At 71.0% G+C, this 24,406-nt stretch carries 23 protein-coding genes and 1 pseudogene; 4 read left to right on the top strand and 20 right to left on the bottom strand.

Going from position 1 to position 24,406, the window contains the following annotated elements:
- Positions 1-80: 80 nt before the first annotated feature.
- Positions 81-383, top strand: a complete 303-nt coding sequence (locus tag AB0B50_RS42560; protein ID WP_362342777.1) for a PASTA domain-containing protein — start codon at positions 81-83, stop codon at positions 381-383.
- Between the two features lie 27 nt (positions 384-410).
- On the opposite strand, the gene AB0B50_RS42565 is transcribed toward AB0B50_RS42560, so the two are convergent.
- The 6 genes from AB0B50_RS42565 to AB0B50_RS42590 form a co-directional block, all read right to left on the bottom strand.
- Complete coding sequence (locus AB0B50_RS42565) at positions 411-2,987, bottom strand: zinc-ribbon domain-containing protein (RefSeq protein WP_362342780.1); 2,577 nt, start codon at positions 2,985-2,987, stop codon at positions 411-413.
- An 83-nt stretch (positions 2,988-3,070) separates the two neighbouring features.
- Positions 3,071-3,766: a demethylmenaquinone methyltransferase gene (locus AB0B50_RS42570; RefSeq protein ID WP_362342783.1), complete on the bottom strand. Its 696-nt coding sequence runs from the start codon at positions 3,764-3,766 to the stop codon at positions 3,071-3,073.
- A gap of 154 nt (positions 3,767-3,920) precedes the next feature.
- Positions 3,921-4,520: a hypothetical protein gene (locus tag AB0B50_RS42575; protein ID WP_362342786.1), complete on the bottom strand. Its 600-nt coding sequence runs from the start codon at positions 4,518-4,520 to the stop codon at positions 3,921-3,923.
- Between the two features lie 7 nt (positions 4,521-4,527).
- Entirely contained in the window at positions 4,528-5,727 is a 1,200-nt protein-coding gene (gene mqnC, locus AB0B50_RS42580; RefSeq protein ID WP_362342788.1) for a cyclic dehypoxanthinyl futalosine synthase, read from the bottom strand.
- 70 nt (positions 5,728-5,797) lie between these two features.
- Entirely contained in the window at positions 5,798-6,523 is a 726-nt protein-coding gene (locus tag AB0B50_RS42585; RefSeq protein ID WP_362342841.1) for an A24 family peptidase, read from the bottom strand.
- A gap of 90 nt (positions 6,524-6,613) precedes the next feature.
- Positions 6,614-9,676: a BTAD domain-containing putative transcriptional regulator gene (locus AB0B50_RS42590; RefSeq protein WP_362342791.1), complete on the bottom strand. Its 3,063-nt coding sequence runs from the start codon at positions 9,674-9,676 to the stop codon at positions 6,614-6,616.
- A 328-nt stretch (positions 9,677-10,004) separates the two neighbouring features.
- On the opposite strand from AB0B50_RS42590, the gene AB0B50_RS42595 reads away from it, so the two are divergent.
- Entirely contained in the window at positions 10,005-10,352 is a 348-nt protein-coding gene (locus AB0B50_RS42595; protein WP_362342794.1) for a hypothetical protein, read from the top strand.
- A 14-nt stretch (positions 10,353-10,366) separates the two neighbouring features.
- On the opposite strand, the pseudogene AB0B50_RS42600 reads toward AB0B50_RS42595, so the two are convergent.
- A pseudogene (locus AB0B50_RS42600) lies at positions 10,367-10,552 on the bottom strand (hypothetical protein); the annotation flags it as partial.
- A gap of 95 nt (positions 10,553-10,647) precedes the next feature.
- Entirely contained in the window at positions 10,648-11,013 is a 366-nt protein-coding gene (locus AB0B50_RS42605; protein WP_362342797.1) for a hypothetical protein, read from the bottom strand.
- Positions 11,014-11,909: 896 nt separating this feature from the next.
- Between AB0B50_RS42605 and AB0B50_RS42610 the strand changes: the two genes are divergently transcribed.
- Positions 11,910-13,481: a serine/threonine-protein kinase gene (locus AB0B50_RS42610; protein WP_362342800.1), complete on the top strand. Its 1,572-nt coding sequence runs from the start codon at positions 11,910-11,912 to the stop codon at positions 13,479-13,481.
- A 51-nt stretch (positions 13,482-13,532) separates the two neighbouring features.
- Here the strand turns inward: AB0B50_RS42610 and AB0B50_RS42615 are convergent, their stop codons facing one another.
- The 9 genes from AB0B50_RS42615 to AB0B50_RS42655 all read right to left on the bottom strand — a co-directional run bounded on the left by AB0B50_RS42615 (position 13,533) and on the right by AB0B50_RS42655 (position 20,147).
- Complete coding sequence (locus AB0B50_RS42615; protein ID WP_362342803.1) at positions 13,533-14,003, bottom strand: pilus assembly protein TadG-related protein; 471 nt, start codon at positions 14,001-14,003, stop codon at positions 13,533-13,535.
- A complete protein-coding gene (locus AB0B50_RS42620; RefSeq protein ID WP_362342806.1) occupies positions 14,000-14,452 on the bottom strand; it encodes a TadE/TadG family type IV pilus assembly protein in 453 nt (150 codons plus the stop codon). The genes AB0B50_RS42615 and AB0B50_RS42620 overlap by 4 nt, the downstream gene beginning before the upstream one ends.
- Positions 14,452-14,829, bottom strand: a complete 378-nt coding sequence (locus AB0B50_RS42625) for a TadE family protein (RefSeq protein ID WP_362342844.1) — start codon at positions 14,827-14,829, stop codon at positions 14,452-14,454. Before AB0B50_RS42625 ends, AB0B50_RS42620 begins: the two co-directional genes overlap by 1 nt.
- Before the next feature lie 128 nt (positions 14,830-14,957).
- The gene (locus AB0B50_RS42630; protein WP_362342808.1) at positions 14,958-15,203 is read right to left on the bottom strand and encodes a hypothetical protein; all 246 of its coding nucleotides are present in this window, start codon (positions 15,201-15,203) and stop codon (positions 14,958-14,960) included.
- Positions 15,204-15,268: 65 nt separating this feature from the next.
- Entirely contained in the window at positions 15,269-16,198 is a 930-nt protein-coding gene (locus AB0B50_RS42635) for a type II secretion system F family protein (protein WP_362342811.1), read from the bottom strand.
- Positions 16,195-17,250 (bottom strand): type II secretion system F family protein, encoded by a 1,056-nt coding sequence (locus tag AB0B50_RS42640; RefSeq protein ID WP_362342814.1) that lies wholly within the window; start codon positions 17,248-17,250, stop codon positions 16,195-16,197. The genes AB0B50_RS42635 and AB0B50_RS42640 overlap by 4 nt, the downstream gene beginning before the upstream one ends.
- A gap of 7 nt (positions 17,251-17,257) precedes the next feature.
- The gene (locus AB0B50_RS42645) at positions 17,258-18,568 is read right to left on the bottom strand and encodes an ATPase, T2SS/T4P/T4SS family (protein WP_362342817.1); all 1,311 of its coding nucleotides are present in this window, start codon (positions 18,566-18,568) and stop codon (positions 17,258-17,260) included.
- Positions 18,565-19,410: a hypothetical protein gene (locus AB0B50_RS42650; RefSeq protein WP_362342820.1), complete on the bottom strand. Its 846-nt coding sequence runs from the start codon at positions 19,408-19,410 to the stop codon at positions 18,565-18,567. Before AB0B50_RS42650 ends, AB0B50_RS42645 begins: the two co-directional genes overlap by 4 nt.
- 17 nt (positions 19,411-19,427) lie before the next feature.
- Positions 19,428-20,147, bottom strand: a complete 720-nt coding sequence (locus AB0B50_RS42655; protein ID WP_362342823.1) for a hypothetical protein — start codon at positions 20,145-20,147, stop codon at positions 19,428-19,430.
- A 736-nt stretch (positions 20,148-20,883) separates the two neighbouring features.
- Between AB0B50_RS42655 and AB0B50_RS42660 the strand changes: the two genes are divergently transcribed.
- Positions 20,884-21,750, top strand: a complete 867-nt coding sequence (locus AB0B50_RS42660; RefSeq protein ID WP_362342826.1) for a serine protease — start codon at positions 20,884-20,886, stop codon at positions 21,748-21,750.
- A 120-nt stretch (positions 21,751-21,870) separates the two neighbouring features.
- Here AB0B50_RS42660 and AB0B50_RS42665 read toward each other — a convergent pair whose 3' ends face one another.
- The 3 genes from AB0B50_RS42665 to AB0B50_RS42675 form a co-directional block, all read right to left on the bottom strand.
- A complete protein-coding gene (locus AB0B50_RS42665) occupies positions 21,871-22,338 on the bottom strand; it encodes a hypothetical protein (RefSeq protein ID WP_362342829.1) in 468 nt (155 codons plus the stop codon).
- Between the two features lie 263 nt (positions 22,339-22,601).
- On the bottom strand, positions 22,602-23,243 hold the full coding sequence (locus AB0B50_RS42670; protein ID WP_362342832.1) for a hypothetical protein: 642 nt from the start codon (positions 23,241-23,243) through the stop codon (positions 22,602-22,604).
- Between the two features lie 104 nt (positions 23,244-23,347).
- Positions 23,348-23,881, bottom strand: a complete 534-nt coding sequence (locus AB0B50_RS42675; protein ID WP_362342835.1) for a DinB family protein — start codon at positions 23,879-23,881, stop codon at positions 23,348-23,350.
- Positions 23,882-24,406 lie beyond the last annotated feature (525 nt).

Consider the following 24,406-nt stretch of genomic DNA (forward strand, 5'->3'; position numbering starts at 1 on the left):
GGCCACCCGAGACGCCGGGGCCACCCGAGACGCCGGGGCCACCCGGGACGCCGGGGCCACCCGGGACACCCGATGTCCGTGTGCCACGGCTGATCGGCCTGATGGCGGCGGACGCCCGCGAGGCCGCGGCCCAGCACGGCGTGCGGCTCGTGGCGCCCGACCGCCCCGGCTTCCACGACGTCGTCCTCGACTACGTCGTACGCCAGTACCCACCGCCCGGCGCCGAGGTGCCGCACGGCGCCGCCGTCACCGTCTGGTGCGACCTCGGCCCCGGCGAGGCCGAAGGCGGCGCGGGCGTGCGCGAGCCGCGTCGCCCGGGGACGCCGGGCGGCGGACTGCGCAGGGAGCTGGACGAACCGGACCCCGAGGTACCGGCGGTCTGACGGCCACCGCCGCGGACCGCGGACGCGTCAGTCCGTCAGCCGCCAGGTGTCCAGCGCCGTCGCGTGTGTCTTCGCGCCCTCGCCCGCGGGCCAGAAGTCCTCGCGCCACGAGAGCTGGATCGCGTACTCCGTGCCGTTCTGGGCGACGTAACTCTGGTTGATGGCGTGGATCTTGCGGCCCGCCTTGTCGGTGTACGTGTACTCCCAGAGCGCACCGTCCCGCCCCTGGAAGGTGTTCTCCTCCATCCGCACGCGCTCGTAGTCCGACTTGTCCGGCGCGGACTTGGTGTGCTTCTCGATGTTCGTGAAGTTCTCGTACGAGGTGTAGGGCGCGTCCGTGACGACGCCGACGAGGAACTCCTCGCGCCCGGTCGACCCCGCGTACGTGATCTGCCCGGGGCGCTCCGGGTTCACGGACTTCCGGGTCCAGCCCTCGGGCGCCGCGAAGGAGAACCCTTCGGGGTCCGTCACCAGCTCGGAGCCGTCGGGGACTTCGGGCTCACCGGCGACTCCGGCGCTTTCGGTGGGCGCGGGGCTCGCCTCCGGGCTCTGCGAGGCCACGGGGCTCGGGCTCCGGCTCGGCTCCTCGGACCGGCTGACCGAGGGGTTGTCCTCCTTGCCCTTGCCCTCGGCCTCGTCGTCACCGCTGTTCTGCCAGAGCAGGACGCCGGCCGCCGCGCCACCGCCGACCAGGAAGGCACCGGCGATGGTGGCCACCCAGATCCCGGCGCGGTTGCGGGGCTTGGCGGCGGGGGTCTGGTGGCCGAGGTGGACGGTGTGGGGGCCGTACGGCGGGGTGGGCAGGGCGGCCGCCTGGGTGGGCAGGGCAGCTTGAGGGGTGGCGGCGGGGGTGCCTGCCGGGGGCATGCCCACGGGAGTGCCCGACGGAGAGGTGCCGGGCGGAGGGGTGCCGGGCCCCTGGGGCGTGCCCTGCCCCGGAGACTGCATCGGCGCCGGCATCGGCGGCACCGCCTGAGCCAGGCCCTGAGCCCCGCCCCGCTGACCCACCATCTGCAGCAGATACGGCGCGAGCAGCACCGCGGGGAAGATCCACAGCATCCCGAAGAGCAGCATCTCCGGGACGCCGAGCCCCGCCTCCACGCCGCCCGAGCCCGCCGGCCCGCCGGAGCCGCCGAAGCCCGAACTCCCGTCGAAGGCCTGGCCGGAGACCTCGACGCCGATTCCGCTGAACCCGGCGAGCAGCAGGACGAGCCCGAAGAAGACGCCCGCGGCGATGAGTTGCTCGCCACGGCCCGCGCAGCGCCGTGCCGCGAGCACGCCGAGCGTCAGCGCGCAGACCAGGCCGAGCGCCAACGCCCCTACGATCGCCCAGTCGTTGGTGACGTCCCCCAGTTCGGAGAGGCCGAAGGAGCCGCTCTCCTGACCGCTGCCGTACATCGAGCTGCTGCCGCGCACCGAGGCCTCCGCGCCCGCGCCCCAGCCGATGCCGAGCGCCGTGACCGCGAGGTTCGGCAGGATGAGCAGCGCGACCAGGAGCGGCGAGATGTCCGCGTCGTCGAGGTCGGTGAGTTCGGCGAGGTCGTCGACCTGGGTCAGGCTGATGAAGGCGACGACCGAGCAGAGCACGAGTACGACGGCGAGGGCGCTCAGCGCGGTGCCGGTGGCCCGGACGAAGGCCTGCGCGGCGGGTCGCGCCGTCCTTCCCCAAGCTCCCGGCTCCGCTCGAGCAGGGGAGACCCCACTGACCAGGTCGTGGCGGTGCAACACCCCGCAGGAGACGGCGAGTCCGAGCACCAGGGCGCCCAGCGCGGCGAGCACCGGGGACGACGAGAGTTCGACGCCCTCGATCTCGGGCTGCGCGAAGAGCGAGAGCACCAGGACGCCCACGGTCACCGACAGCGCGACCCGCACGGCCGCTTCGAGCCCCGCGGTGCCGCCGCCCTGTCCGGCACCGCGCGCCACCAGGCGGTTGCGCAGGACACGTACGCCGATGAAGAGCGCCAGGATCCACAGCACGGTCACGGTGAGCGGGACGAAGTGCAGGGCCGCGGTGCCTTCGAGGGCGGACTCCGACGCGTCGGAGCCCATGCCCGTCCCGAGGCCGCCGTCGCCGTCGGAACCGCCGAAGGTCGGCCGCTGCTCACGGCCCGTCAACTCGAAGCCGCCGCCGACCGATTGGAGCAGCAGCGCGAGCGCGATGCGCAGCCGGTCGGTGAAGTCGACGACGACCTCGTCGTCCTGGCCGTACGCCGGGATCGCCAGGGACATGGCCCCGATGAGCAGCAGCGCCACCGGCCAGAGCGCGGCCTGCAGGGAGCCGGCCCAGTCCCCGCGGAACGTACGCCCGAGGAAGGCGCCGACGGGTGAGGGAGCCGTGGGGCCGGGGGTGTAGGCGGGGGGAGGCGGAGAGGCGGGGACGGCGGGAGCCTCAGCCGGGGCAGGCGGTGTTTCCTGTGCTGCCTGCTCCGGTAGGCGCTCTTTGCCGCACTTCATGCAGAAGCGGGCCTCTTCAGGAGCGGGAGCCCCGCAGTGTGGGCAGTACGACGCCATCGAAACGCTCCGTCGATCCGGGAGTTCACCAGCAACACGGCCGACCCGTAAGCACCGCATAAAGAAACGGCCGGGTCGTATCAACGGACACATCTTGCCCGGTGGCCGGTTCCCGTCGGCACGGGATCCCTGTTCTCAACTGAAGCGTTACGCGGCGCCGTTCGCCCGGCGCGGGATCAGGCCTGCTTGAACCCCCGGTGCAGCGCCACGACGCCGCCCGTCAGGTTCCGCCAGGCCACCTTCGACCAGCCCGCGTCCTGCAGCAGCCCGGCGAGCGACGGCTGGTCCGGCCAGGAGCGGATCGACTCGGCGAGGTAGACGTACGCGTCCGGGTTCGAGGACACCGCGCGCGCGACCGGCGGCAGCGCCCGCATCAGGTACTCCTCGTAGACCGTGCGGAACGGTGCCCACGTCGCGTGCGAGAACTCGCAGATCACGACCCGGCCGCCGGGCTTCGTCACGCGGTACAGCTCGCGCAGCGCGGCGCCCGTGTCCTGGATGTTGCGCAGCCCGAAGGAGATGGTGACGGCGTCGAAGGTGTCGTCCTTGAACGGCAGTTTCGTCCCGTCGCCCGCCGTGAACGGCATCCAGGGGTGGCGCTGCTTGCCGACCCGCAGCATGCCCATGGAGAAGTCGCAGGGCACGACGTACGCGCCGGCCTGCACGAAGGGCTGCGAGGAGGTGGCGGTGCCCGCGGCGAGGTCGAGGACCTTCTGCGCGGGGCGCGCGTCGACGGCCTTGGCGACGTGCTTGCGCCAGGAGCGGGCCTGGCCGAGTGAGAGCACGTCGTTGGTGAGGTCGTAGCGTTCCGCTACGTCGTCGAACATCGTGGCGACTTCGTGCGGCTGCTTGTCCAGGGAGGCTCGGGTCACCCTGCCTATTGTGTCAGGCCGAGGTTTCCTCGCCCGCGGCGGGCATTTCGCGGTTGCGTCTGCCTCCCTCGTACGGACTCGGGGCGGGTGCGGGTTCGCCGTGGTTGATCGCGCAGTTCCCCGCGCCCCTTGACGGGGCGCCCCGCACCACCCGTCAACGAGCTCGGTACACCAGGCGACCCGCGATGACCGTCGCCACACACGTCGACGCCCCACGTCGCACCAGCTCGGCCCTGTCCGCCACGTCGAAGACCGCGAAACGGGCCGGGCCGCCCGCGGTCAACGGCGGAAGCAGGATCAGCGGACTCGGCGACAAGGACGGCGGGCCCGGCAGCTGTGGCGGGCGTTGGCCCACCGCGAGGCCTGCCCTGCGGACGGCGTCGAGGACGGGCCTGGCCCGCAGTTCGCCCGCGATCGCCACCGTGCCGTGGGCCAGGAGCCGCTGAACGCCCCGCCGGGCGCCGGCGCCGAGCCGGGACGGGTCGGCACGGAAGATGGCGGCCGCGCGCTCGCCGCCGATGGGCTCGGTGCCGAGGGCGTCGGCCTCGCGCGGGTCCGGGTGGTACGTGGCTTCGAGGAGCTCGGTCCCGTACGGGTTGAGCAGCCCCGACGTGAGGATGCCGGGCCAGCGCCGGACGCGGGCGGCGGGGTGCGCGGCGGCCAGTTCCTCGTACGGGCCGACGGCTGCGATGGTCGCGCCGTCGACCAGGACCGCCGTCTCCGGAGAGCGCTCGGCGACGTGAAGTGTCAGCAACAGGGCCTCAGTTGGTGGCGAGGAGCTTCAGCTCCGGGTGCGCCGTGCCACCCTCGATCGCCGTGGACGAGATGTGCGAGGCGACGCGGTCGTCGACCGGGTCGTTCGCCGGGTCGTCGTGCACGACGAGGTGCTCGTACGTGGTGGCGCGCTGGGCAGGGACGCGGTCCGCGGTGCGGATCATGTCGATCATCTCGCGGAGGTTCGAGCGGTGCTTGGCACCGGCCGACGAGACGACGTTCTCCTCCAGCATCACCGAACCGAGGTCGTCCGCGCCGTAGTGCAGGGTGAGCTGGCCCGCCTCCTTGCCGGTGGTCAGCCAGGAGCCCTGGATGTGCGCGACGTTGTCGAGGAAGATCCGCGCGATGGCGATCATGCGGATGTACTCGAAGATCGTCGCCTGGGTGCGGCCCTTGAGGTGGTTGTTCTCGGGCTGGTACGTGTACGGGATGAAGGCCCGGAAGCCTCCGGTCCGGTCCTGCACGTCGCGGATCATCCGCAGGTGCTCGATGCGCTCGGCGTTCGTCTCGCCGGTGCCCATGAGCATGGTGGAGGTCGACTCCACGCCGAGGTTGTGGGAGATCTCCATGATCTCCAGCCAGCGCTCGCCGCTCTCCTTGAGCGGGGCGATGGCCTTGCGCGGCCGGGCGGGGAGCAGCTCGGCGCCGGCGCCCGCGAAGGAGTCGAGGCCCGCGGCGTGAATCCGCTGGATCGCTTCCTCGACCGACACCTTGGAGATCCGCGCCATGTGCTCGACCTCGCTCGCCCCCAGGCTGTGGATGACGAGCTGCGGGAAATCCTTCTTGATCGCGGCGAAGTGCTTCTCGTAGTACTCGACGCCGTAGTCCGGGTGGTGACCGCCCTGGAACATGATCTGGGTGCCGCCCAGCTCGACGGTCTCCGCGCAGCGGCGCAGGATGTCGTCGAGGTCGCGGCTCCAGCCCTTCTTGGTGTCCTTCGGGGCGGCGTAGAAGGCGCAGAACTTGCACGCCGTCACGCAGACGTTCGTGTAGTTGATGTTCCGCTCGATGATGTACGTCGCGATGTGCTCCGTACCGGCGTAACGACGGCGGCGCACGGCGTCCGCGGCGGCGCCGAGCGCGTGCAGCGGGGCGTCGCGGTAGAGGACGAGCGCCTCCTCGGGGGTGATCCGCCCGCCTGCGGCGGCACGGTCGAGGACGGACTGGAGGTCGGCCTTCTCGGTCACCGGAGGTCCCTTTCGTAAGGGTTGCGGACGTACCGGGCCAGCCTACGCCAGCCGTTTCGGCCGCCTGACGTCAGGCGGTGTACGCCCCGAGCAGCAGCCCCACGAACGCCCCGCCGATCAGGAAGGGTCCGAACGGGATCGCCGTCTTGCGCCCGGCGCGGCGGGCGACGACGAGCGCGGTCCCGTACACCGAGGCGAGCAGGAACCCGGCGAAGGTCCCGAGCAGCACGGCGCCCCATCCGTACCAGCCGAGTACGGCGCCGAGGGAGAGGGCGAGCTTCACGTCGCCGAAGCCCATGCCGTTGGGGTTGATGAGGAAGAGCACGAAGTACGCCCCGGCGAGCGCGAGGGCCCCGTACAGCGCGCCCAGCCACGAGCCGCCGTGCTCGGGCACCAGCGCGGCGCCGCCGAGCAGCGCGAGCGAGGCGGCGGCGAGCGGCAGCGTGAGGACGTCCGGCAGCCGGTGCACGGTGAAGTCCACGACGGCGAGCAGCACCCCGAAGGGCGCGAGCACCAGCCATACACCGAGCTCGGGCCGCGGGCCGGTGGTGAGGGCGAGGGCGGCGCAGACGAGGGCGGTGGTGACGACGGTGCCGGAGGTCCGGGGGCCGTAGCCTCCGCCGTCCCGGCTCCGGGCGAGCCCGACCCAGGAGGTGAGGGCCTGCCCCTCGGGGGTCTCACCCCGCCACCCCTCACCGGCGGGTACGGACAGCCGGTAGGCGGCGCGCGGCACGAAGAGCCCGGCGAGGGCGCCCCAGAGGGCGCCGCCGAGGACGAGGGTCAGCAACACGGTCAGCCTCTTGGTGCGGGGGTTCGGGTGGGTGGGTGGGAGAGATCCGCCGCGAAGCGGCGGTCCAGGGCTCCCACCGACCCGCGGACGACGCGACTACCCCACGGCGGTGAGGCCACTGCGCCACGTGGGAAGCAGTTCGTCCAGCAACGCTTCGGTCCTGGGCGGCAGCCCCCTCGCTCCACTCCGAGCGACGAGATCCGCCGCGACCTGCTGAAGCCTCGCAGGATCCTCGGTCGCATGCGTGGCCCGAAGCAACTCGTTCCACAGCCGCTCATCGCCCGGCGCGGAGCCGAGCGCGGCGTTCAGCGCCTCGATCGCCTTCTCCGCCCGCCCCTTCTCCTGGTGGAACTCGCAGAGCGCGAGCCCGATGTCCGCGACGAGGAGCGGCAGCTGCGCGTCGATGATCTCGTGGGTGAGCCACCCGTACCGCCCCTGGGGCCGGTCCGCGAGCAGCGGCCCGCGCACAAGGACCAGCGCGTCGGTGAGCATCCGCCCCCGCACCGCGCGGTTGCCGGCGCCGCGTCCCTGCGTGGCCTCGTGGTAGAGCGAGCGCAGCACGTCCAGGTCGGAGACGACGGACTTGGCGAGCGTGAGCCGCCCGGTCCGGTCGGCCCGCAGCCGCGGCGATCCGTCGGGTTCGGTGCCGAGCCACTCGCGCAGCCGCTCGACGAGCGCGTCGCGCACGTCCTCGGTGACGCCGCGCGGCCACAGCGCGGAGGCGAGCACACGCGGGTGCACGCCTTCGCGGTGCAGCAGCAGAAGCGCGAGGGCCTCGTGCATCAGCGCGCTGCGGTCGCCGTCGGGCGTGTCGAGGCCGATGATCTCGTACGTACCGACGAGGCGGGCGTAGACCGCGGGGCGCCCCTGCTCGGTGACGTCGACGAGGAACGGCGGCGCGGCGGCCGCGGAGCCGTCGCCGGGCCCGGCGGGGCCGCCGGAGCTCTCCGGGTCGGCCTCCGTGAACAGCTGGACGACGGCGCGCTGCTGGGCCTCGGGCAGCGTCTGGGCCGCCAGTTCGAGACCGAGCAGCGGGGCGAGCAGCTTGCCCTCGCGGGTGATCTCCATCTGCCAGGCGGCGCCGGGCAGGTCGCCGGACTCGGCGCCGACCAGGTAGCCGATCCCCAACCGGCTCGCCTCGGCGGCCAGTTCGGCGAGCTTGACGGCATCATCGCCGCTCGGCTCGGCGGCGAGCAGCACGAGGTGCGGGGCCCAGCGGGTGTGCTGGGCGGGTCCGGTGCGGCCGGTGAGCACGGAGTCGTGCCCGGCGGCGCCGAGCGCGCCGCGCCGCTGACGGGTCTCGGCCTCCATGGTCTCGATCAGCGCCTCGACGTCCTCCAGGTGGCGAAGGCGGTTGGGCGCGAGCGGGGTGAGGTCCTGGCCGAAGCCGACGAGGGTGATGGTCATGCGGTCCGACCAGCCGTTGGTGGCCAGCTCGGCGGCGACCGAGGCGAAGACGGCGGCGCGGTCGGCCTCGCTGCCGCTCAGCGAGACGATGCCGGGCACGGACTCCAGGTTGAGGAGCAGCCGCGAGTCGTCCAGGGTGCCCAGGCTGACGAGGCCGGGGTAGGGCGCGGCGGTGTCCACGTCCTCGTACCGCTCGGCGTCGGTGCGCGAGAGCATCCAGAAGGTCTGGTCCTGCCCGAGCTGCCAGGGCGCGGGCGGGCGCCCCGCGGGCTGGGCGAGCTGGAGATGCAGATCTCCATTGCTCAGCCAGGCCGCGTACACGGTCGGCAGGGCGCGGTTCTCCTCGGCGAGCGAGGCGGCGAGGCCGCGCAGCGACAGGTCCAGGAGGCGTACGCCGTCGGGGTCGGCGCCCACGAGCAGCGCGTCCTGCGCGTCGGCGGCGGCACCGGTCGGGGTCTGCGGCTGCATGCCGCGGCGCCCGCCGACGGCGCCCATGGCGGACTGCCACAGGGCGTGCCGACGGCGGCGGCCGAGGGCGCCGAGCAGGCCCGCGGCGAGGAGGGGCGCACCGAGGAGGGCCTCGGGGAGCCCGAAGTCGAAGCCTTCGGAGTGGCTGCCGGTGGTGGCGGAGGGAGCTTCGGCGGCGGGCCGGTCCGGGGTGGCCGGGGCCTCGGGCATCGCGGGCTTCTCGGGGGTGCCGGGGCGCTGCTCGGGAAGGACGATGTGCGCGGTGTCGCGGTCGACGGAGGACCCGCCGCCCTGCTCCTGGCTGCCGCCGCCCTGCTCCTGGCTACCGCTTCCCTGTTCCTGGTTACCGCCGCCCTGGTCGCCGGTCCTGGAGTAGTCGGAGATCTGTTCCTTGACGTCCTCGGAGACCTTGGGCGCCTCGTCGGGCATCTCGACGAGCTCGCCGCCGTGCGCGTCCGCGGGCATCTCCATGATCCAGCCGGGCCGGATGAGGCTGGCCTCGGAGAGCCGGGAGCCGTCGGGCTGCTCGCGGTCCTTGTTGAGCTGGTAGATCTCCTTGTACCGGCGGCCGTCGCCGAGGTGCCGCTCGGCGATCTCCCAGAGGGAGTCGTGATGACGTCCCTCGGGGGGCTGGATCCGGTAGTACTTCGTGTCCCCGTCCTTGGCGTTGCTACCGCCGCCGGCGTGCGCGGCGGCCTGGTCGGCCTGGGCGGCGAGCGCGTCGGCCGCGGTGGCGGCGGCCTGCTGCTCCTGCCCGAACAGCCCCGGGGTCTGCTGGGCACTCGCGGCGCTGGCGGGCTTCTGGTTCCCCTCCAGGGACTGCCCGAACTGCGAGAGCCCCGGCGCGAAGCTGGCGGCGGTGGCGCCCACGAGCAGCAGGGCGGCGACGAGCTGGCGGGCCAGCATCTGACTGCCGCCCGCACCCGGCACCCGGCTCGGGATGCCGACTCCGGAGAGCGCGGCCTTTATCTCGACGAGTACGCAGGCGGTGAACTGTGCCCAGGCGAACCAGACGACGACGGTCAGCACGTTGATGAACGTGCTGACGGTGATCTCCTGCTGCAGCCAGTTCAGCGAGGGCGAACCGCTGGGCAGCGGCCACCCCACGAAGTACACGAGGGCTCCGGGCACGCCGACGAGGAGCACGGCCAACGCGACAAAGGCGAGGAAGGCCTTGACGAAGTCCCCGACGGAACGACGGCGCCGCGGCAGGGGCTGCGGCGTCCGGTTCCGCGGGGACTGCGGGTTCGGCGGGCTCGTCGAGCGTGAGGTGGTGCGCGCCATGGCGGGTGTCCTGGGTTCCTGTGGGGAGGAGCGAACGGAAAGCGAATCGACTACTGAACAACTACTGAAACGACTACTGAACAACTACTGAGGTGACTACTGAGGTGATGGTACGGAAGGTGCCGAAGGGCAAACAGGGGCGGAGCCCAGGACCCTGTCCCGATTGATAACGGCTCGCACCAAAGGCCCGATTAACGCACGGGCTCCGCGCGTCACAGTTCCGGTACGGAAGCACTCCGGTTCCGTCCGATGCCCCACTGCCACACTGTGACCTGGCCGCACACTGGAACAGGCCCGGCGAACAGCCGACGACAGGGGGAGAGGACTCATGGGCAAGGGAAAGAGCGACCTCGCGGTACCGCTCACCGACCTGGAGGACTACGGCAGCCGGCTGCGCTCCATCAAGGACCGCATGAACCGCACCAAGAAGATCTTCGAGTCCTACCGCGACGACATAGGCGACGGCGGTGTGTACGACTCCCTGGAGGACTTCGAGTCCAACTGGGAGGACGGCCGCGAGGACATCGGCCAGCAGCTGGACCAGCTGGCGGACCTGTCCGACGCGGTCGTACGCGAGTTCAAGAAGCTGGACGACGACCTGGCGAAGAAGGTGAACGACGCGGTGAAGATGAACGAGGGCAAGGGCGGCGGGAAGGGCAAGGACGGCGGTAAGTAACCGTCGTTGCGGTGTCAGCGGTTGATGGACTGGATCTCCTGGACGTTCATGTCCTGGGTCGTCTCGAAAATGCCGTCCGGGAAATAGCCCTTCGCTCCGCCCGTGCCTCTCCAGGAGATTTCCCAGGTGATCGACGCCTTCAGCTCGTACGGCTGACCACCCGTGGCACGGAGGTAGTTGATGCCGCAGGGCGGCTCCTCCCCTTCCCCGCCGATGGCCAGGGCAGCGGTGGGCAGTGACACAGCAGCCGTCACGAGCAACCCCAGAGCTCCACGCGCGGCATGTCGGCCGAGGCTCACTTCTGGCGACCCCCTCGTTCCGTCTCCACGGTCGAGGTCTGCCACACGCCGTCGGCGCTCTCGTCCAGCCGTGTGCGGTACTGGACCTTCGGGTCGTCGCCTTCCGGCGTGCCTTTGCCCCTGCCCGTCCTGGTGTTCCGGGTGAAGGCCTTGGCCTCGTCCACGCAGTAGAAAAGGACGCCGAATCCTTCGTTGCCGATGTGCACTTCGGGATTGAAGACCCGCACGCTTCCCTTGAGGCTGAGGCCCTCGTAGGTCTTGACCCACTTCGGCGCGGACGCACGGGCCGCACCCGCGCTGAAGAACTTCAGCGAACTGTCCTGAGGGCTGCCCACGATGATGGCGGCGCACCCGGCCCGCAACCGCTCCTTCCCGTCGTTGAGAATCGCCTGCAGCTTCGGATCACTGTTCGTCCAGCCCTCGAAGTTCGCCTGGAACGTCTTGGGCAGCGTGATCGCCGCCCCCTTCTGAACCGCACGCGGTCAGTGTCAGCGCCACACACGTGGCAAGGACGGCTACGACGAGCCGGGCAGGGCGGCGGTTCACACGGGGCTCCCGGAGGGTGGGGTGCGCTCAGACGAAGCCGACGCTATCCACCATGTACCGGTGATTTCAGGGACGTTCTGTCAACCTCTGTGACTGGTGAGGCACATGGGACAGTTCAGTCGGAAGTCACTCACAGCGGGAAACCGTCGCCCGATCCAGACATGAATCGGCGTACGGCGATGCGCAGTTGTTGGCAGGAGCCACGAGGAGCTCCCCGACTCCGCGACACCTCGCCCGCCCCGAAGTCGACCACGGCCAGCAGCAACCGCACCTGGCATAGGCGGAAACTCATCACCAATACGTGTGATCAACCGACGCGCGAGGAGGCGCCCCCAGCCCTCACCGGTTGCCCCCCACCACCACGAGGGCCCCGAACCCCCCACAACCCCCTTCCGTAGCATGGCCACTCCAGCGATCAGGGAGGGGCAGACCCGATGGACGAGTTGGGGCCGGACGACGGGCGGGAGATAGCCGGGTATCGGCTGCGGGCCCGGCTCGGTGAGGGCGGGATGGGCGTCGTCTATCTTTCGCACACCCGCGGTGGACAGCCCGTCGCCCTGAAGGTCGTGCGGCGCGAGTACGCCCAAGACCCCGAGTTCCGGCGGAGGTTCACGCAGGAAGTCGCCTCCGCGCGGCGCGTCCAGGGGGCCTACACCGCCCCGTCCTCGACAGCTTCACCGACGGGCCCGAGCCCTGGCTCGCCGTCAGTTACGTGCCTGGACCTTCGCTTTCCTCCGCCGTCACGCACAACGGGCCCCTGCCCCTGCCCACCGTCCTGCAACTCGTCGGCGGCATCGCCGAAGCCCTGCAGACCATCCACGCGGCGGGCGTCATCCACCGTGACCTCAAGCCGTCCAACGTGCTGCTCGCCTCCGACGGGCCCCGCGTCATCGACTTCGGCATCGCCCGCGCCGCCGACACCACCGCCCTCACCGGCAGCGACGTACGGCTCGGAACCCCCGCCTACATGGCCCCCGAGCAGGCCATGGGCGGCGACGTCACCCCGGCCCTCGACGTCTTCGCGCTCGGCCTCGTCGCCTACTACGCCGCCACGCGCCGGCACCCCTTCGGCGACGGCACCTCCCACGCACTGCTGTACCGCATCGTCTCCAACGAGCCCGATCTGTCCGCCTGCCCGGAGCCGCTGCGGGGACTCATCGGCGCCTGCCTCGCCAAGGATCCGGCCTCGCGTCCGACTCCGGAGCAGGTCGTGGGCGCGTGTGCGCAGCTCGCCGGGACGGGGGGTCTGGCGCGGCAGGAAGGGTGGTGGCTGCCGCCCGCCGTCGCCGAGCAGATCGCCGAGCAGGAGCGGACGGTGCGGTTGCTCTCCGGGACCGGAGGGGCCTCCGGTTTCGGCGGGCCCCCTGCGCCCGCCCCGGCCGCCTCCCCTCCGCAAGGCCCCGTCCCCGTCACCCAGCCCGGCCTCGCCCCCGGCGACGCGTACGCCGCCGCCGCGCCGACCCGGCCCGGGCACTCCCCCGGCGCCTTCTCCCAAGCTTCCTTCGCGGCCTCCCCGACGCAGCCCGCGCAGTCCCCCACCACTCCCACCGCCCAGCGCCGCCGCACTCCGCTCGTCGTCGCCCTCGCCGTCGTCGGCGTGCTGGCCGTGGGAGGCGGTTCCTTCGCCGCGTACAAGCTCATGGGTGACGACAGCGGCGACTCCGGGAACAGCGCCTCGGGCGATCGCTCCGGGTCGGGCAGCAAGCAGGGCGGCAGCGACCCGAGCCGTGACGGCAAGGAAGAGACGGCCCCCGGAGCCGGCGGTCAGGCGCCGAAGACCGCCGCCGGGTGGCAGGTGAGCGCTCAGAACAAGAACCTGGTGCTCCGTGCGCCGAAGTTCTACCCGAACGCGAAGGACGTCGGCAGCGACACCCTCTGCCAGCCCTCGGACGTCACGACGCTCGACATCAACGACCTCGACGTCACCATCAACGACAGCCGCGCCCCGGGCTCGGGGCCCTGGCTCTCGTACACGGACTGCCCCGATCCCATCAGCCGCAACGGCATACGGCTCGCGGACCCGAGCGGCGCCTTCGGCATCACCACCGAGCGCCGTCCCACGCCCGGACAGTGCCGCGGCACCGCGCAGGAGGGCTCGCTACCCAACCCCATCCCGTTGAGCAAGATCAGGGACGACTCGGTCCTCAAGGCCGGAACCGGCATCTGCATCGAGTCCACCGACGGACCGCTCACCCACCTGTGGATCACCAAGGTCAACAAAGAGCCGGAGAACGACAATCTCCGCACGTACGTGGTGACGGCCACGCAGTGGAAGCCCGAGTGAGGTCGGCTTCGGGGCAGGGCCCGGGGCGGTGGAAGCACCGCCCCGCCCGCCTCAGCCGACCTCGTTCTCCGCGGCCGCGCGGCCCTTCACGGTGACGTCCCCGCCGTAGAACATGCCAGTGAACACCGGGCTGTAGGTCATCTGGACCTCGACCTCGACCTGCTGCGCGTTCGCCGTCACGCAGTGCGTGTTGGCCACGTCCGAGGCGATCAGACCGGCCTCCTCGACGAAGGCCCTGACCCGCGCGCCGCAGTTCTCGTAGTTGATGGGAGCGCCCTTGGCTCCCTCGTAGATGCCCTCGGTGTCCAGGTCCTGCGCGGCGTAGCGCGCGGCCTGCTCCGCGATGTCCGCGGCGCGCTCCCGCTTGGAGATGGAGAGTCCGCCGTCGATCACGAACGCGGAGAGCGTGAGGAAGACGATCGCGAAGATGATGACGGCACCGGCGCCCGAGCCCCGGTCGTCGAGGCGCTCGCGGCGGGATGCGATCCAGTCGCGTACGACTCCATGGCACGGGCGCTTCACGCCGACCTCCGGTACGGGTCCAGCGGAGAGCTGAAGCTGGCCTCCAGCGTCGTGGGGACGTCAAGGCCCAGCATGGCCAAGCCCTTGACCTGGCAGCTGACTTCGACCGTGAAGAAGGGGTCGACGTCGGGGTCGAAACCCTTGCTCTTCTGGACAACGGACACCGGGCCCGAGCAGACGTCCGCGAGGTCCGCCTGCGCGGCCCTCTTGGCCTCGGCCAGCGCCGTGCCGTGCTCCTTCTGGATCGAGCCCGCTCGCGCCGCGTCCCGCGCCGCCCCGTCGATGGCTCCCCGGCCGTCGACCAGCTGGCCGAAGGCGACGAGGACCAGGATGAAGAGGATCATCACCGGGGCGAGGATCACGACCTCGACCGTCGACAGACCCCGCTCGTCGCAGCGGGCGCGCAGGGAGCGCGCCCAGCTCCGCACGGCGGACCGTACGTCGCGCATCAGCCGTCCTCCTCGACGAACCGCTCCACGGGTCCGGACGACTGCGCGTGCACGTTGAAGTCCAGTCCGGGGAAGACCATGGGCACCTTGGCCGTGATCTCCACACCGACTGTGTTCGGTTCGGGCTGGATGGTCTTCACATTCGGGTCGATCACCAGCTGCGGACCGAGCTGGCGGATGTAGGCCTCGGCCACGTCGCCCGCCTCGCCCCGCCATCCGCCGGGGTTCTCGTCGGCCATGGCACGGGCCTTGCGCGCGCCCGCCTGCGCCGCCGCCTGGGCAACGTGATCCGCGAAGAAGTACAGCGCGAACTGCACCGTCGCGAAGATCATGAAGAACAGCACCGGGGTGAGCAGCACGAACTCGATCGCGGTCATGCCGGATTCGCCGCGGGTGGAGGCGGCCTCCACCCTGCGGCGTACGAACCCGCTGAATCCGCGCGAGTCCCGCGCTCGATCCCTGTGATTCCTCATGGCGTCAGATACCGGTCTCGGTGATCGTCGGCTCAGCAGGTCTTGCCCGCGTCAGCGCCCTCGATGCACTCGCCGACCTTGGACGCGCCGCCCTTCAGCGCGCCGTTGATGATCGCGGCGACCACGCCCACGATCGCCACGACGACCGCCGAGATGATGACCCACTCGACCGCGGACGCACCGCGGTCCAGCTCGCCGGAGCGCGCGCGCTGCACGCGGCCCTTCAGGAAGGTCACGAGGAAGTCGACAGCCGGGTGACTGAAGTTCCGTCCGTTCATGATGAGTTGTCCTCTCAGATGTGGTGGGGGGAAGAAGCGCCGACCCCCGTTGTCGCCGGCGCCACCTAGACCTGGAACACGCGCATCGCCGCCGGGAAGATGAGGAAGACCAGGAAGCCCGCGCACAGCAGCAGCTGTGCGACCAGCATCGACTGGGATTTCTCGCCCGCGCTGCCCTCGATCTCGGCCAGCTCGCGGTGTCGCATCGTCTCCGCGCGGGAGGCGAGGGACTCGCGCACCTTCGCGCCGTCGTCCGCCACCAGCGCCAGAGACGCCGACAGGTCCTTCAGCTCTTCGACGCCCAGTTCCTCACCGAGCGAGCCGAGGGCCTGCCACTGGCTGACGCCGGTGATGCGGGCGTCGGCCAGAGCGCTTCGGATACGTTGCGTCGCCCATCCGTCGGAGACTTCCGCCGCCGCCATGAGCGCCTCGGGGAGACCGCGGCCGCCCGCGAGGCTCATCGACACCAGGTCCAGATAGGCGCCGATGACACGGCGCAGATCGCGCCGCTTGTCTGCCGCGTCCCTGCGTACTTCCAGGTCCGGCAGGAAGAAGAAGAGCGCGCCGAACATCAGCGCGAGCCACACCGGGATGATGGGGCTGCTGCCGAAGCCGAGCGTCCAGACGACGGCGAAGAGGAACGGGCCGAAGAACACGCCGACCGCGGCGAGCAGCACCTTCGTCGCCAGGAACTTCTCCCAGCTGCGGTCCAGGACCGCGAGGTCGGCCCGCAACGACCGCTGTTCCCAGCCCTGTTGGAGGTAGAACTCCGCGACCCGGGCACCCACCCGCCCGCGCATGGTGCCGAACCGGCCCGGGCTCTCCGTGTCCGACGTCGCCCGGTGCGACTCGTACGCCGCGCCGCGCGCCCGCATCGCGTCGATGCGGGCGACCGTCGCGACCGCACTGCGCTTGGACGGCATCAGGGCACGGACGAGGGCGAAGATGCCGAGGCCGAGCACCGCGCCGATCACTATCGGCATCGTCAGGCTCATCGACGTACCCCCTCGGAGGAGTTGGTGTAGCCGGGCAGGCCCTGCTGGGCCTGGGGCGCGCCCGGACGGCCGAACTGGGGCACCTGGCCCTGGCCGCCCGCCGCCGGGTCGCCGCCCGCGCCGCGCGGGCGGACGAACTGCACGCCCGGCTCGTCCTTGACCAGGAAGCGGTCCGGCGTCTCCACCGTCGACAGCTTCCGCAGCCACCAGAAGCCCAGCGCGAACAGCGCGCAGACCATGGCGAGCACGACCTGGCCGACCGCCGTGCCGTACGGCGCGACGAACTCGCGGTTGAAGATGGACAGGCCGAGGACGAACGCGATCGAGACCGCGACCACGATCTGGACGGAACGACGGGTCGACGCGCGCTGCGCCATGACGCGCTGGCGCATGTCGACCTCCTCGCGCGCCGACTTCGCGAGCGCGCCGAGCACTTGACGCAGGCCGGGGCCGCGCAGCTTGGCGTTGAGGATGAGCGCCGCGACGATGATGTCCGCCGAGGCGTCGTCGATCTCGTCGGCGAGGACCTGCAGGGCCTCGGGGAGCGGGGTGCGCGCCCGCAGTCGGTCCACCAGCGCGTCCAGGTGGGGGCGGAGCACCGGCGCCGCCGCGCGGGCGGATGCGGGGATCGCCTGCTCCAGGCCGACCGCGCCCGCGATGGTGTCACGGAGGGACTCCGTCCAGGCGGCGAGCGCCTCGACGCGGCGCATCTGCGCGCGTTCCTCCGCCGCGCCGCCGAAGAGCTTGTCCCAGAAGAAGACGAGGATGCCGGACGCGATGCCCGCCACCGCCCAGCGGGTCAGCAGGAGCACCACAAGGCCCACGCCGATCGCGGCCGAGCCGCGCTGCCCGACGAAGCGGATCAGTTCGCTCGCGCGCTCGCTCGCCTTGTGCTTCTCGTGCTCGGGCTTGGCGGGCAGACCGCGGATCGCCACGGCGAGCAGCGCGAGACCGCCGCCCGCAGCGATGCCGCAGCCGAGCGCGTACAGGACGGGCAGCGAGAACAGCCCGCCCATGGAACCGAGGCCGCCCGCAGCGACCGTTGCGTTCATGTCGTGCTCACCCCCATTGCCCGGCGGGGCGGTAGCCGAATGCGGCCAGGTCGTCCATGCAGGCGATCGGCGCGTGCGCGACGACCCTGCCGTCCGGTGCCTCCGCGAAGACCTCGCTGGACAGGACGCGGCCGTCGACGCCGTTGACCTCGCGTACGGAGGTCACCATGCGCTGGAGCTTGCCGCCGGACTGGTAGTTGTTGCGCCGCTGGATGAAGACGACGAAGTTCACCGCTCCCGCGACGAGCATCTGGCTCGCCTCGATGGGGAGGCGTTCCGTGGCCTGCAGCGCGTACGTCGAGATGCGGTTGAACACCTCGCTGGAGCTGTTGGCGTGGATCGTGGAGAGCGAGCCGTCGTTGCCCTGCGACATCGCGTTGAGCATCGTCACGATCTCGTCGCCGAGGACCTCACCGACGATGACGCGGGAGGGGTTCATGCGCAGCGAACGGCGGACCAGCTCCGCCATCGAGATCTCGCCCTGGCCCTCGGAGTTGGGCAGGCGCTCCTCGAAGGCGACGACGTTCGGGTGCAGGTCGGCGAAGGTGTCGAGGCCGAGCTCCAGGGCACGCTCGACGGTCACCAGGCGCTCGTGCGGCGGGATCTCGTTGGCGAGGGCGCGCAGCAGCGTCGTCTTTCCGGCGTTCGTCGCGCCCGCGATCATGATGTTCTTGCGGGCCCGGACCGCGCAGGCCAGGAAGTGGCCGATCTCCGGGGTGAGGGTGCCGTTGCCGACCAGGTCGGACATGAAGACCTTGCCCATGCGGGCGCGGCGGATGGAGAGCGCGGGGCGGCGCGTGACGTCCATGACCGCCGACAGACGCGAGCCGTCGGGCAGACGCAGGTCCAACTGCGGGTTGGCGGAGTCGAAGGGGCGGGACGACAGGCCCGAGTAGGCGCCGAGCACCTGGATGAGCTCGACGAGCTCCTCGTCGGTCTCGGCGACCGGTTCGGCCTTGGTCTCGCGGCCGTCGGCGTATCCGACGAAGACCTGGTCGCAGCCGTTGATGTCGATGTTCTCGACCTCGGGGTCGTCGAGCAGCGGCTGCAGCCGTCCGACGCCGAAGAGCGCGGCGTGCACGGCGGCCGCGTACTGCTCCTCGGTCTCCGCGTCGAGCGGGGTGCGCCCGGCGTTGATCTCCGCGCGCGCGTACTCCTCGAGGATCTGCGCGATGACGGCGCGGGCGTAGTGCCGCTCGTCCTCGCCCGACATCGGGGTGACGCCGGAGACCTGGTCGAGGCGGCGCTGCTCGGCGATGCGGTCACCGGCGTCCTGCCGGAACCGCTTGACGAGCTGGTGGTCGACGGACGTGCTCATCGGCCCGCCCCTGGATGCTGCGGCTGCTGCGCGACGGGGTTGGTCCAGGCGGCGCCGTACTGCTGGTACAGGTCGACGGTCACCTTGCGGGCCGAGCGGATGAGCAGCGACTTGTCGAGCCGTCCGCGCTTGCGGCCCGCCAACTGGTCGGCGCCCGCCGGGTCGTCGGCGAGGGTGCCCACGACGCGGGCGCCGGTCTGCGCGGCCGCCAGCATCTCGTTGACCTGGTGGACGAGCTTGGCGGATGTCGACGGGTCGGCGATCAGGATGACGCCGATGAGCGGCTGGGCGAGCGTGGCGGCGCCGCGGCCGCCGCCGTGCAGCTTGGCCGCGAGGGCGGCGGCGCGGTCGCGTACGCGCGCCAGGGCCTCGGGCTCGGTGCGCGAGACGAGCAGGACGAGCGCGGCCTGCGGGAAGAGCTCGACGGCCGGGGTGTCACCGCTGACACGGCCGCAGTCGGCGATGACGTCGGCGGGCGCGTGCGGCGAGTCGGCGAGCTGGGAGAACGCGCGGCCGAGGGTGGGCCAGAGCCCGGCGAGCCCCGCGGCCTGCTCGGCCACGCCGAGCCCGACGAGGACTTCGAGGCCCCCGCTCAACGGCTGGACGTGGTCCCAGAGTTGGTCGGGCACGAGGCCGCGGCGCGCGGTGGCCGCGATCGACAGCATGCCCGTGTTGGGGTTGAGCGGTCCGCCGTGCGCGGCGGCACTGCGGTAGACCAGGTCGCCGCCCGCGGGGTCGGTCTCCGCGACCAGCACGCGGCGCGGCCAGACGGCGGCGAGCGCGACGGCGGCGGTGGTGACGCCGGGGGACCCCTTGTCGGCGGCGAGAGCGATGAGCGCCATGTCTCTTGTACTCGCCTCTAGTTGCCGTTGTCGGAGACGCGGGCGACGACGACCTTGCCCTCGGACGCGGCGCTGGCGAGGGCCGCGACTTCCTCCTGCGGGACGACGAGCGTGATGCTCAGGTTGCCGGTGCTCACGGTGGCATCGCTCTTGTCGGCGACGGTGTTCACCTTCGCGGAGGCGACCAGCGGCGTACCGGAGGTGCCGCTGCTGCCGCTCGATCCCTTGCCGGTGGAGGTGCCGGAGACGACGGGGAAGGCGGAGACGGTGTCGCCGACCTTCAGGTCGGAGGGGTACTGCCCCTCCTTGAGGGAGAGGCCCACGGAGGCCTTGCCCGCGGGCAGCCCGCTCTTGGCGCCGAACATCTCGCCGACGGCGACGACGCCGCCGGGGATGGTGCTCTTGGCCTTGAGCTTGGCGAGGGCGCCGCGCTGCTCATAGGGGATGTAGTTGATGGAGTCGTCCTCGGCGACCATGACGCCGGTGATGTTCTCTCCGTCGACCACGGACTCCCCGGCCTGAATGGGCTTGGTGATCTTCACGACCTCGATGCGGTCACCGGCGCGCAGCACGAGCACGGTGGCGCCGAGGGCGCCGACGAGGATGAGGAGGACGGCCAGCGCGGCGAGTGCCGGTTTGCGCTCGCGAGGCGGCGCGGGAAGGCGCTCACCGACTCCCGGCTGAGCCGGTGCGGCAGAACGGTTGTTGCCCGCCCCCGTACGCTCCTGGATCTTCACGCAACTGCTCCCCGCACGCCCAAGAAGATTCGGTCAATTCCATCATTTACGACACCGGCGACTCTCTCGCCCGCCTCGGGCGGGCTATTCAGCCCCAGGCTCAGTGTCAAGTCATCGCACCGTATCAGCAGCACATAAGCCCCTCAAGGCGCGTTAAAGATCGCGAAGCTCACACCCCTCATCGTTATCCACGCGCAATCCGGGGCGTTCGGTTGCACTGCCGTTCCTGGGCTTCAGGGAATGGGCAGAGTGTGCGTACGCGAAGAGGGATGGTTTGCTCAATAGGTGGCGCGGACAAGGGTGATGGGGTCGCTGATGGGCACGTGCCGCGATCGCCAGCCTTCAGGGGGACGTCGGGCGGGGCGGCGCTGGTTCCCGCCGTCACCGAACACCCCCCACTCCTCCCCACAACCCGTGCAACCCCGACCACGGGAACGGACCGACGTAACCCGCCAACTGCTGCCAAATCGCCTTCTGTGGTGGGATACGAGGCAAGGGTGTACATAGGTGGCCGCGCGAGGGGACGACGGCGACACAATGAACCCACCTCGCGCATTCCCCCTCTCTCTTTTCAGCGCGAGGGGAACCGTGCGGGATCGTTGAACGGCTAAGCAAATGCCGTTCAGGGCGCCTCAGTTGCCCATTCTGGTCCGGACCTTTCGCGCGCGCAGTACAAGCACGCAGCACAAGCACGAATACCGCAATTCCTGCCGTACGAAAGAGAACACAACCCCCCATGAGAACCTCCGCACGCAAGACCTCCGTGGCCGCGGGCCTCGCCGCGGCCGGCGCCGCCCTGGCGATGGTCGCCACCTCCGCGCCCGCCGCGCACGCGATCATCGGCGGCACCGAAGTCTCCAACGACGCCTACCCGTTCATGACCGCGCTCCTGGCGAAGGGTCCGGGCAGCGCGCTCGACCGCCAGTTCTGCGGCGGCAGCCTGGTCACCCCGGACACCGTCGCCACGGCGGCGCACTGCCTGGTCGACGACGCGGGCAAGCCGGTCAAGCCGAAGTCGCTGCAGGTGGCGGTGGGCCGCACGGTCCTGTCCGCCAAGCAGGGCCAGATACGCAACATCGCCAAGGACGGCGTGTTCGTGCACCCGCGCTACCTCAAGGGCCAGGAGGCGTACGACGTCGCCTTCCTGCAGCTGGAGAAGCCGGTCCGCGGCATCTCCCCCGTCGCGCTGCCCACGCAGGGCACGGACGCGCTGATCCGTCCGGGCCAGAAGGCGACGGTCGCGGGCTGGGGCAACACGGACACGGAGCTGCCCCACACCCCGGACCGCCTGCGCCAGGTGAAGGTGCCGATCCTCTCCCACGCGGAGTGCAGGACGAGCTACAAGGAGTACGACCAGAAGGTCAACTTCTGCGCGGGCGTCGAGGCCAAGGACTCCTGCCAGGGCGACAGCGGCGGCCCCATATTCCGCAAGGTCCCCGGCCGCCAGGCCCCGATCCTGGTCGGCGTCGTCTCCTACGGCGACGGCTGCGGCGCGCAGGGCGCCCCCGGCGTCTACACGTCCCTCAGCTCGGACAAGCTGTGGAAGACGATGGGTGAGTCGGCTTCCGCGAAGAAGGTGAAGAGGGCGCTGAACCGGCGCTGATTCGGTGACGGTCGACGCCTGACGGTTCCGGGGCGCCGAGTGCTTGCACCGGCGCCCCGGGCTGCGGGGCCCGGAACCGTCGACCACCCCTCGTCGCGGGAGCCGCGCGCCTTGACGGCGTCAGACGATGTCGGACGCCACGGCAACAGCGACGGGTGCCCGATCGCCCAGCGTGCCGATGAGTGAATCCAGCGGAAGGGACTGCCACCACGAGGAGAAATCTTCTCCCTCGCTTCCGCGGAACCACCATTCCTCGCAGTCTCCGAGGGCTTCGAGCTCCCCGGTCACCTGGTATCGAACTTCGCAGGACACTTGCGTGTGACTCTCGTGCTCCCCAGAGGAATCCAGGGTCTCGAATTGCCGCGTCAGGTTGACGACGAACAGCGGCTGCCCGGTCAATGAATTGACCCCGTACTCGAACAGACACCCGTCGACGTCCGGCCCCTCCGGCACGGAGAAATCGATGCGGGCGAACTCGGCGAAGGAGTGCAGAGCCGCAGCGAGCGGACCCTGCTGTCCGACGGGCTCTGCCCCCAGGAGCCCCTGAAGCCGCGCGGCAGCCTCTTCGACGCGGAGCGGGTTGGGCATGGCTTTCCCTTTCCGTGATGGGACCTCAGGGTGGCCAAGGCCCTGATGCCCGCGTCGGAGGCCCCGTCGACCAGCGCACTCTGCGTCGAATTGACGTCACCCTGGGCGGAGTTCCGGGCCTTCATGCCCTTGATGTCACGGAGGACTTTCACCGACATCGTCGGCGAAGTCGTGCAGATCCTCGGCAAGCCTGCGCACCCGCTGCGGATCACCCGGCGTCGGATCCTTCTCCAGGTCCAAGACGTGCCGACCCGGCGGCCTTCCTACTCCACAAAGCGGAACGTGGAAGTCACCGCATCGAAGATGTCGAAGAACGAGTCCGCGAGGTCCAGGATCTGGCTGCTGCCCGAGACCAGGGCGACCTTGCCCTCCTGGCCGGGGACCGGGATGAAGGTCTGCATCAGGACGACGCGGATCGTGCGGTCGTCGCCCTGCACGGAGATGTCCTCGATACCGTGCGTCCGGGCCGCGAGGCCGACGCCCGGGATGTCGACCGTGGTGACCTTCCGCCACGCGTCGCCCTCCCGCTTGGCCTCGCGGACGCCGAGCTGGGCGACGATGCGCTCGGGGTCGGTGGGGAGCACGTCGCCGTTCGGGGTGCGGGCGCCGACCAGGGAGACCGTGACCGAGCCCGTGACCGGCGTATCGCCGCCGAAGCTCTCCGCCATGCAGCCGCAGTACAGCGCGCCGGACTGCCAGGCGTCCTTCGATGCCTTGCGCAGGAACGCCTCGAAGGTGTCCCGGTGCGGGGCCAGCTCCGGGCGGGCCCGGACGCGGTCGTTGATCATCTGCCGGATGGCGGCGTCGCGTGACTCGGGGCGCACGTCGAACTCCCACCACGTCTCCGGCACCTTGATGCTGAATCCGCCGCGCGCGATGGTCTGCGGTGCTGTGTAGCGGGCCATGGCTGGCACCCTCTCCGTCCCCCGGTCGTCCCCCGGTCCGGCTGTTCTCCGGCCGCCAGCCTACGGGGGCCGCTCCCCGGCCACTCGTGGGTGGCCCCGTCGGCCTACTCGCCGGTGGCCCCGTCGATCCGCTCCCTGAGCAGGTCGGCGTGGCCGTTGTGGCGGGCGTACTCCTCGATCATGTGCGTGAGGACGTAACGGAGCGAGTACGTGTCGTCGCGGAAGTCGACGGTGGCGTCGAGGGAGTCCATGGCGTCCACGACGGCCCGGGAGCGGGCGCATTCGGCGTGCCAGATCTCGAAGGCCTCGTCGGCGTCGGCGTCGGCCACGTCGAAGTCGGCGTACTCACCGGGCACCCGAGTCTGCCAATTGGCCCTGACAGCCTCGCCGTTGAGTACGTTGCGGAACCAGCTGCGCTCGACTTCGGCGAGGTGCCGCACCAGGCCGAGCAACGACATGTCCGAGGGCGGCACGGCCCGGTCCTTGAGCTGCTCGGCGGTCAGCCCCGCGCACTTCATCGCAAGGGTTTCGCGCTGGTACTGGAGGAAAGCGGTGAGCGAGACGCGTTCATCAGCGGCGGCGTGCGGGGGTTCGGTCCTGGGGCGGGGGGCGGCCACGCGGGCGGCTATCTCGGACATCGGGCCATCATGCCGACGCGCGGGACAGCGCCGCTCAGATTTTATGGCCCGCCCTTCGCCACCCGAGACCCGCCCCGCGCCACCCGAGACCCGCCCCACGTCACCCGAGGCCAGCCCCTCGCCACCCGAGGCCCGCCCTTCGCCGTCGCGCCGAAGTCGCTCCGTCAAGCCCCGGTAAAAGAAGATGCATGCTGCACGCTAATGACCTCAAAGTTCTCGCCAAGTCCCCCTCCTCGGCTTGGCCCGGCGAAGGACGACGGCCGACGATCTACGGGTCCCACGTGCGCTCGTGCCCTCCGGCACCGGCCTCGTACCCGGCGATCACACAGGGGAACCGGTCCAACACATGAGTGACCTGCGGCTCGACGGGACGGTCTTCGAGGAACTCAAGAAGACGTTCTCGTCGGTGAGCGACCGCATGGACGCGGCACGCCGCACCCTGAAGAACACCGACGGCTCGGTCGTCGGCACCGGGAAACTCGCCGAAGACGTCCAGGAGTTCGCCGACGAGTGGGGCTACGGCGT

Origin of the sequence: Streptomyces sp. NPDC041068, from assembly GCF_040647455.1 — a bacterium.
GTDB lineage: Bacteria > Actinomycetota > Actinomycetes > Streptomycetales > Streptomycetaceae > Streptomyces.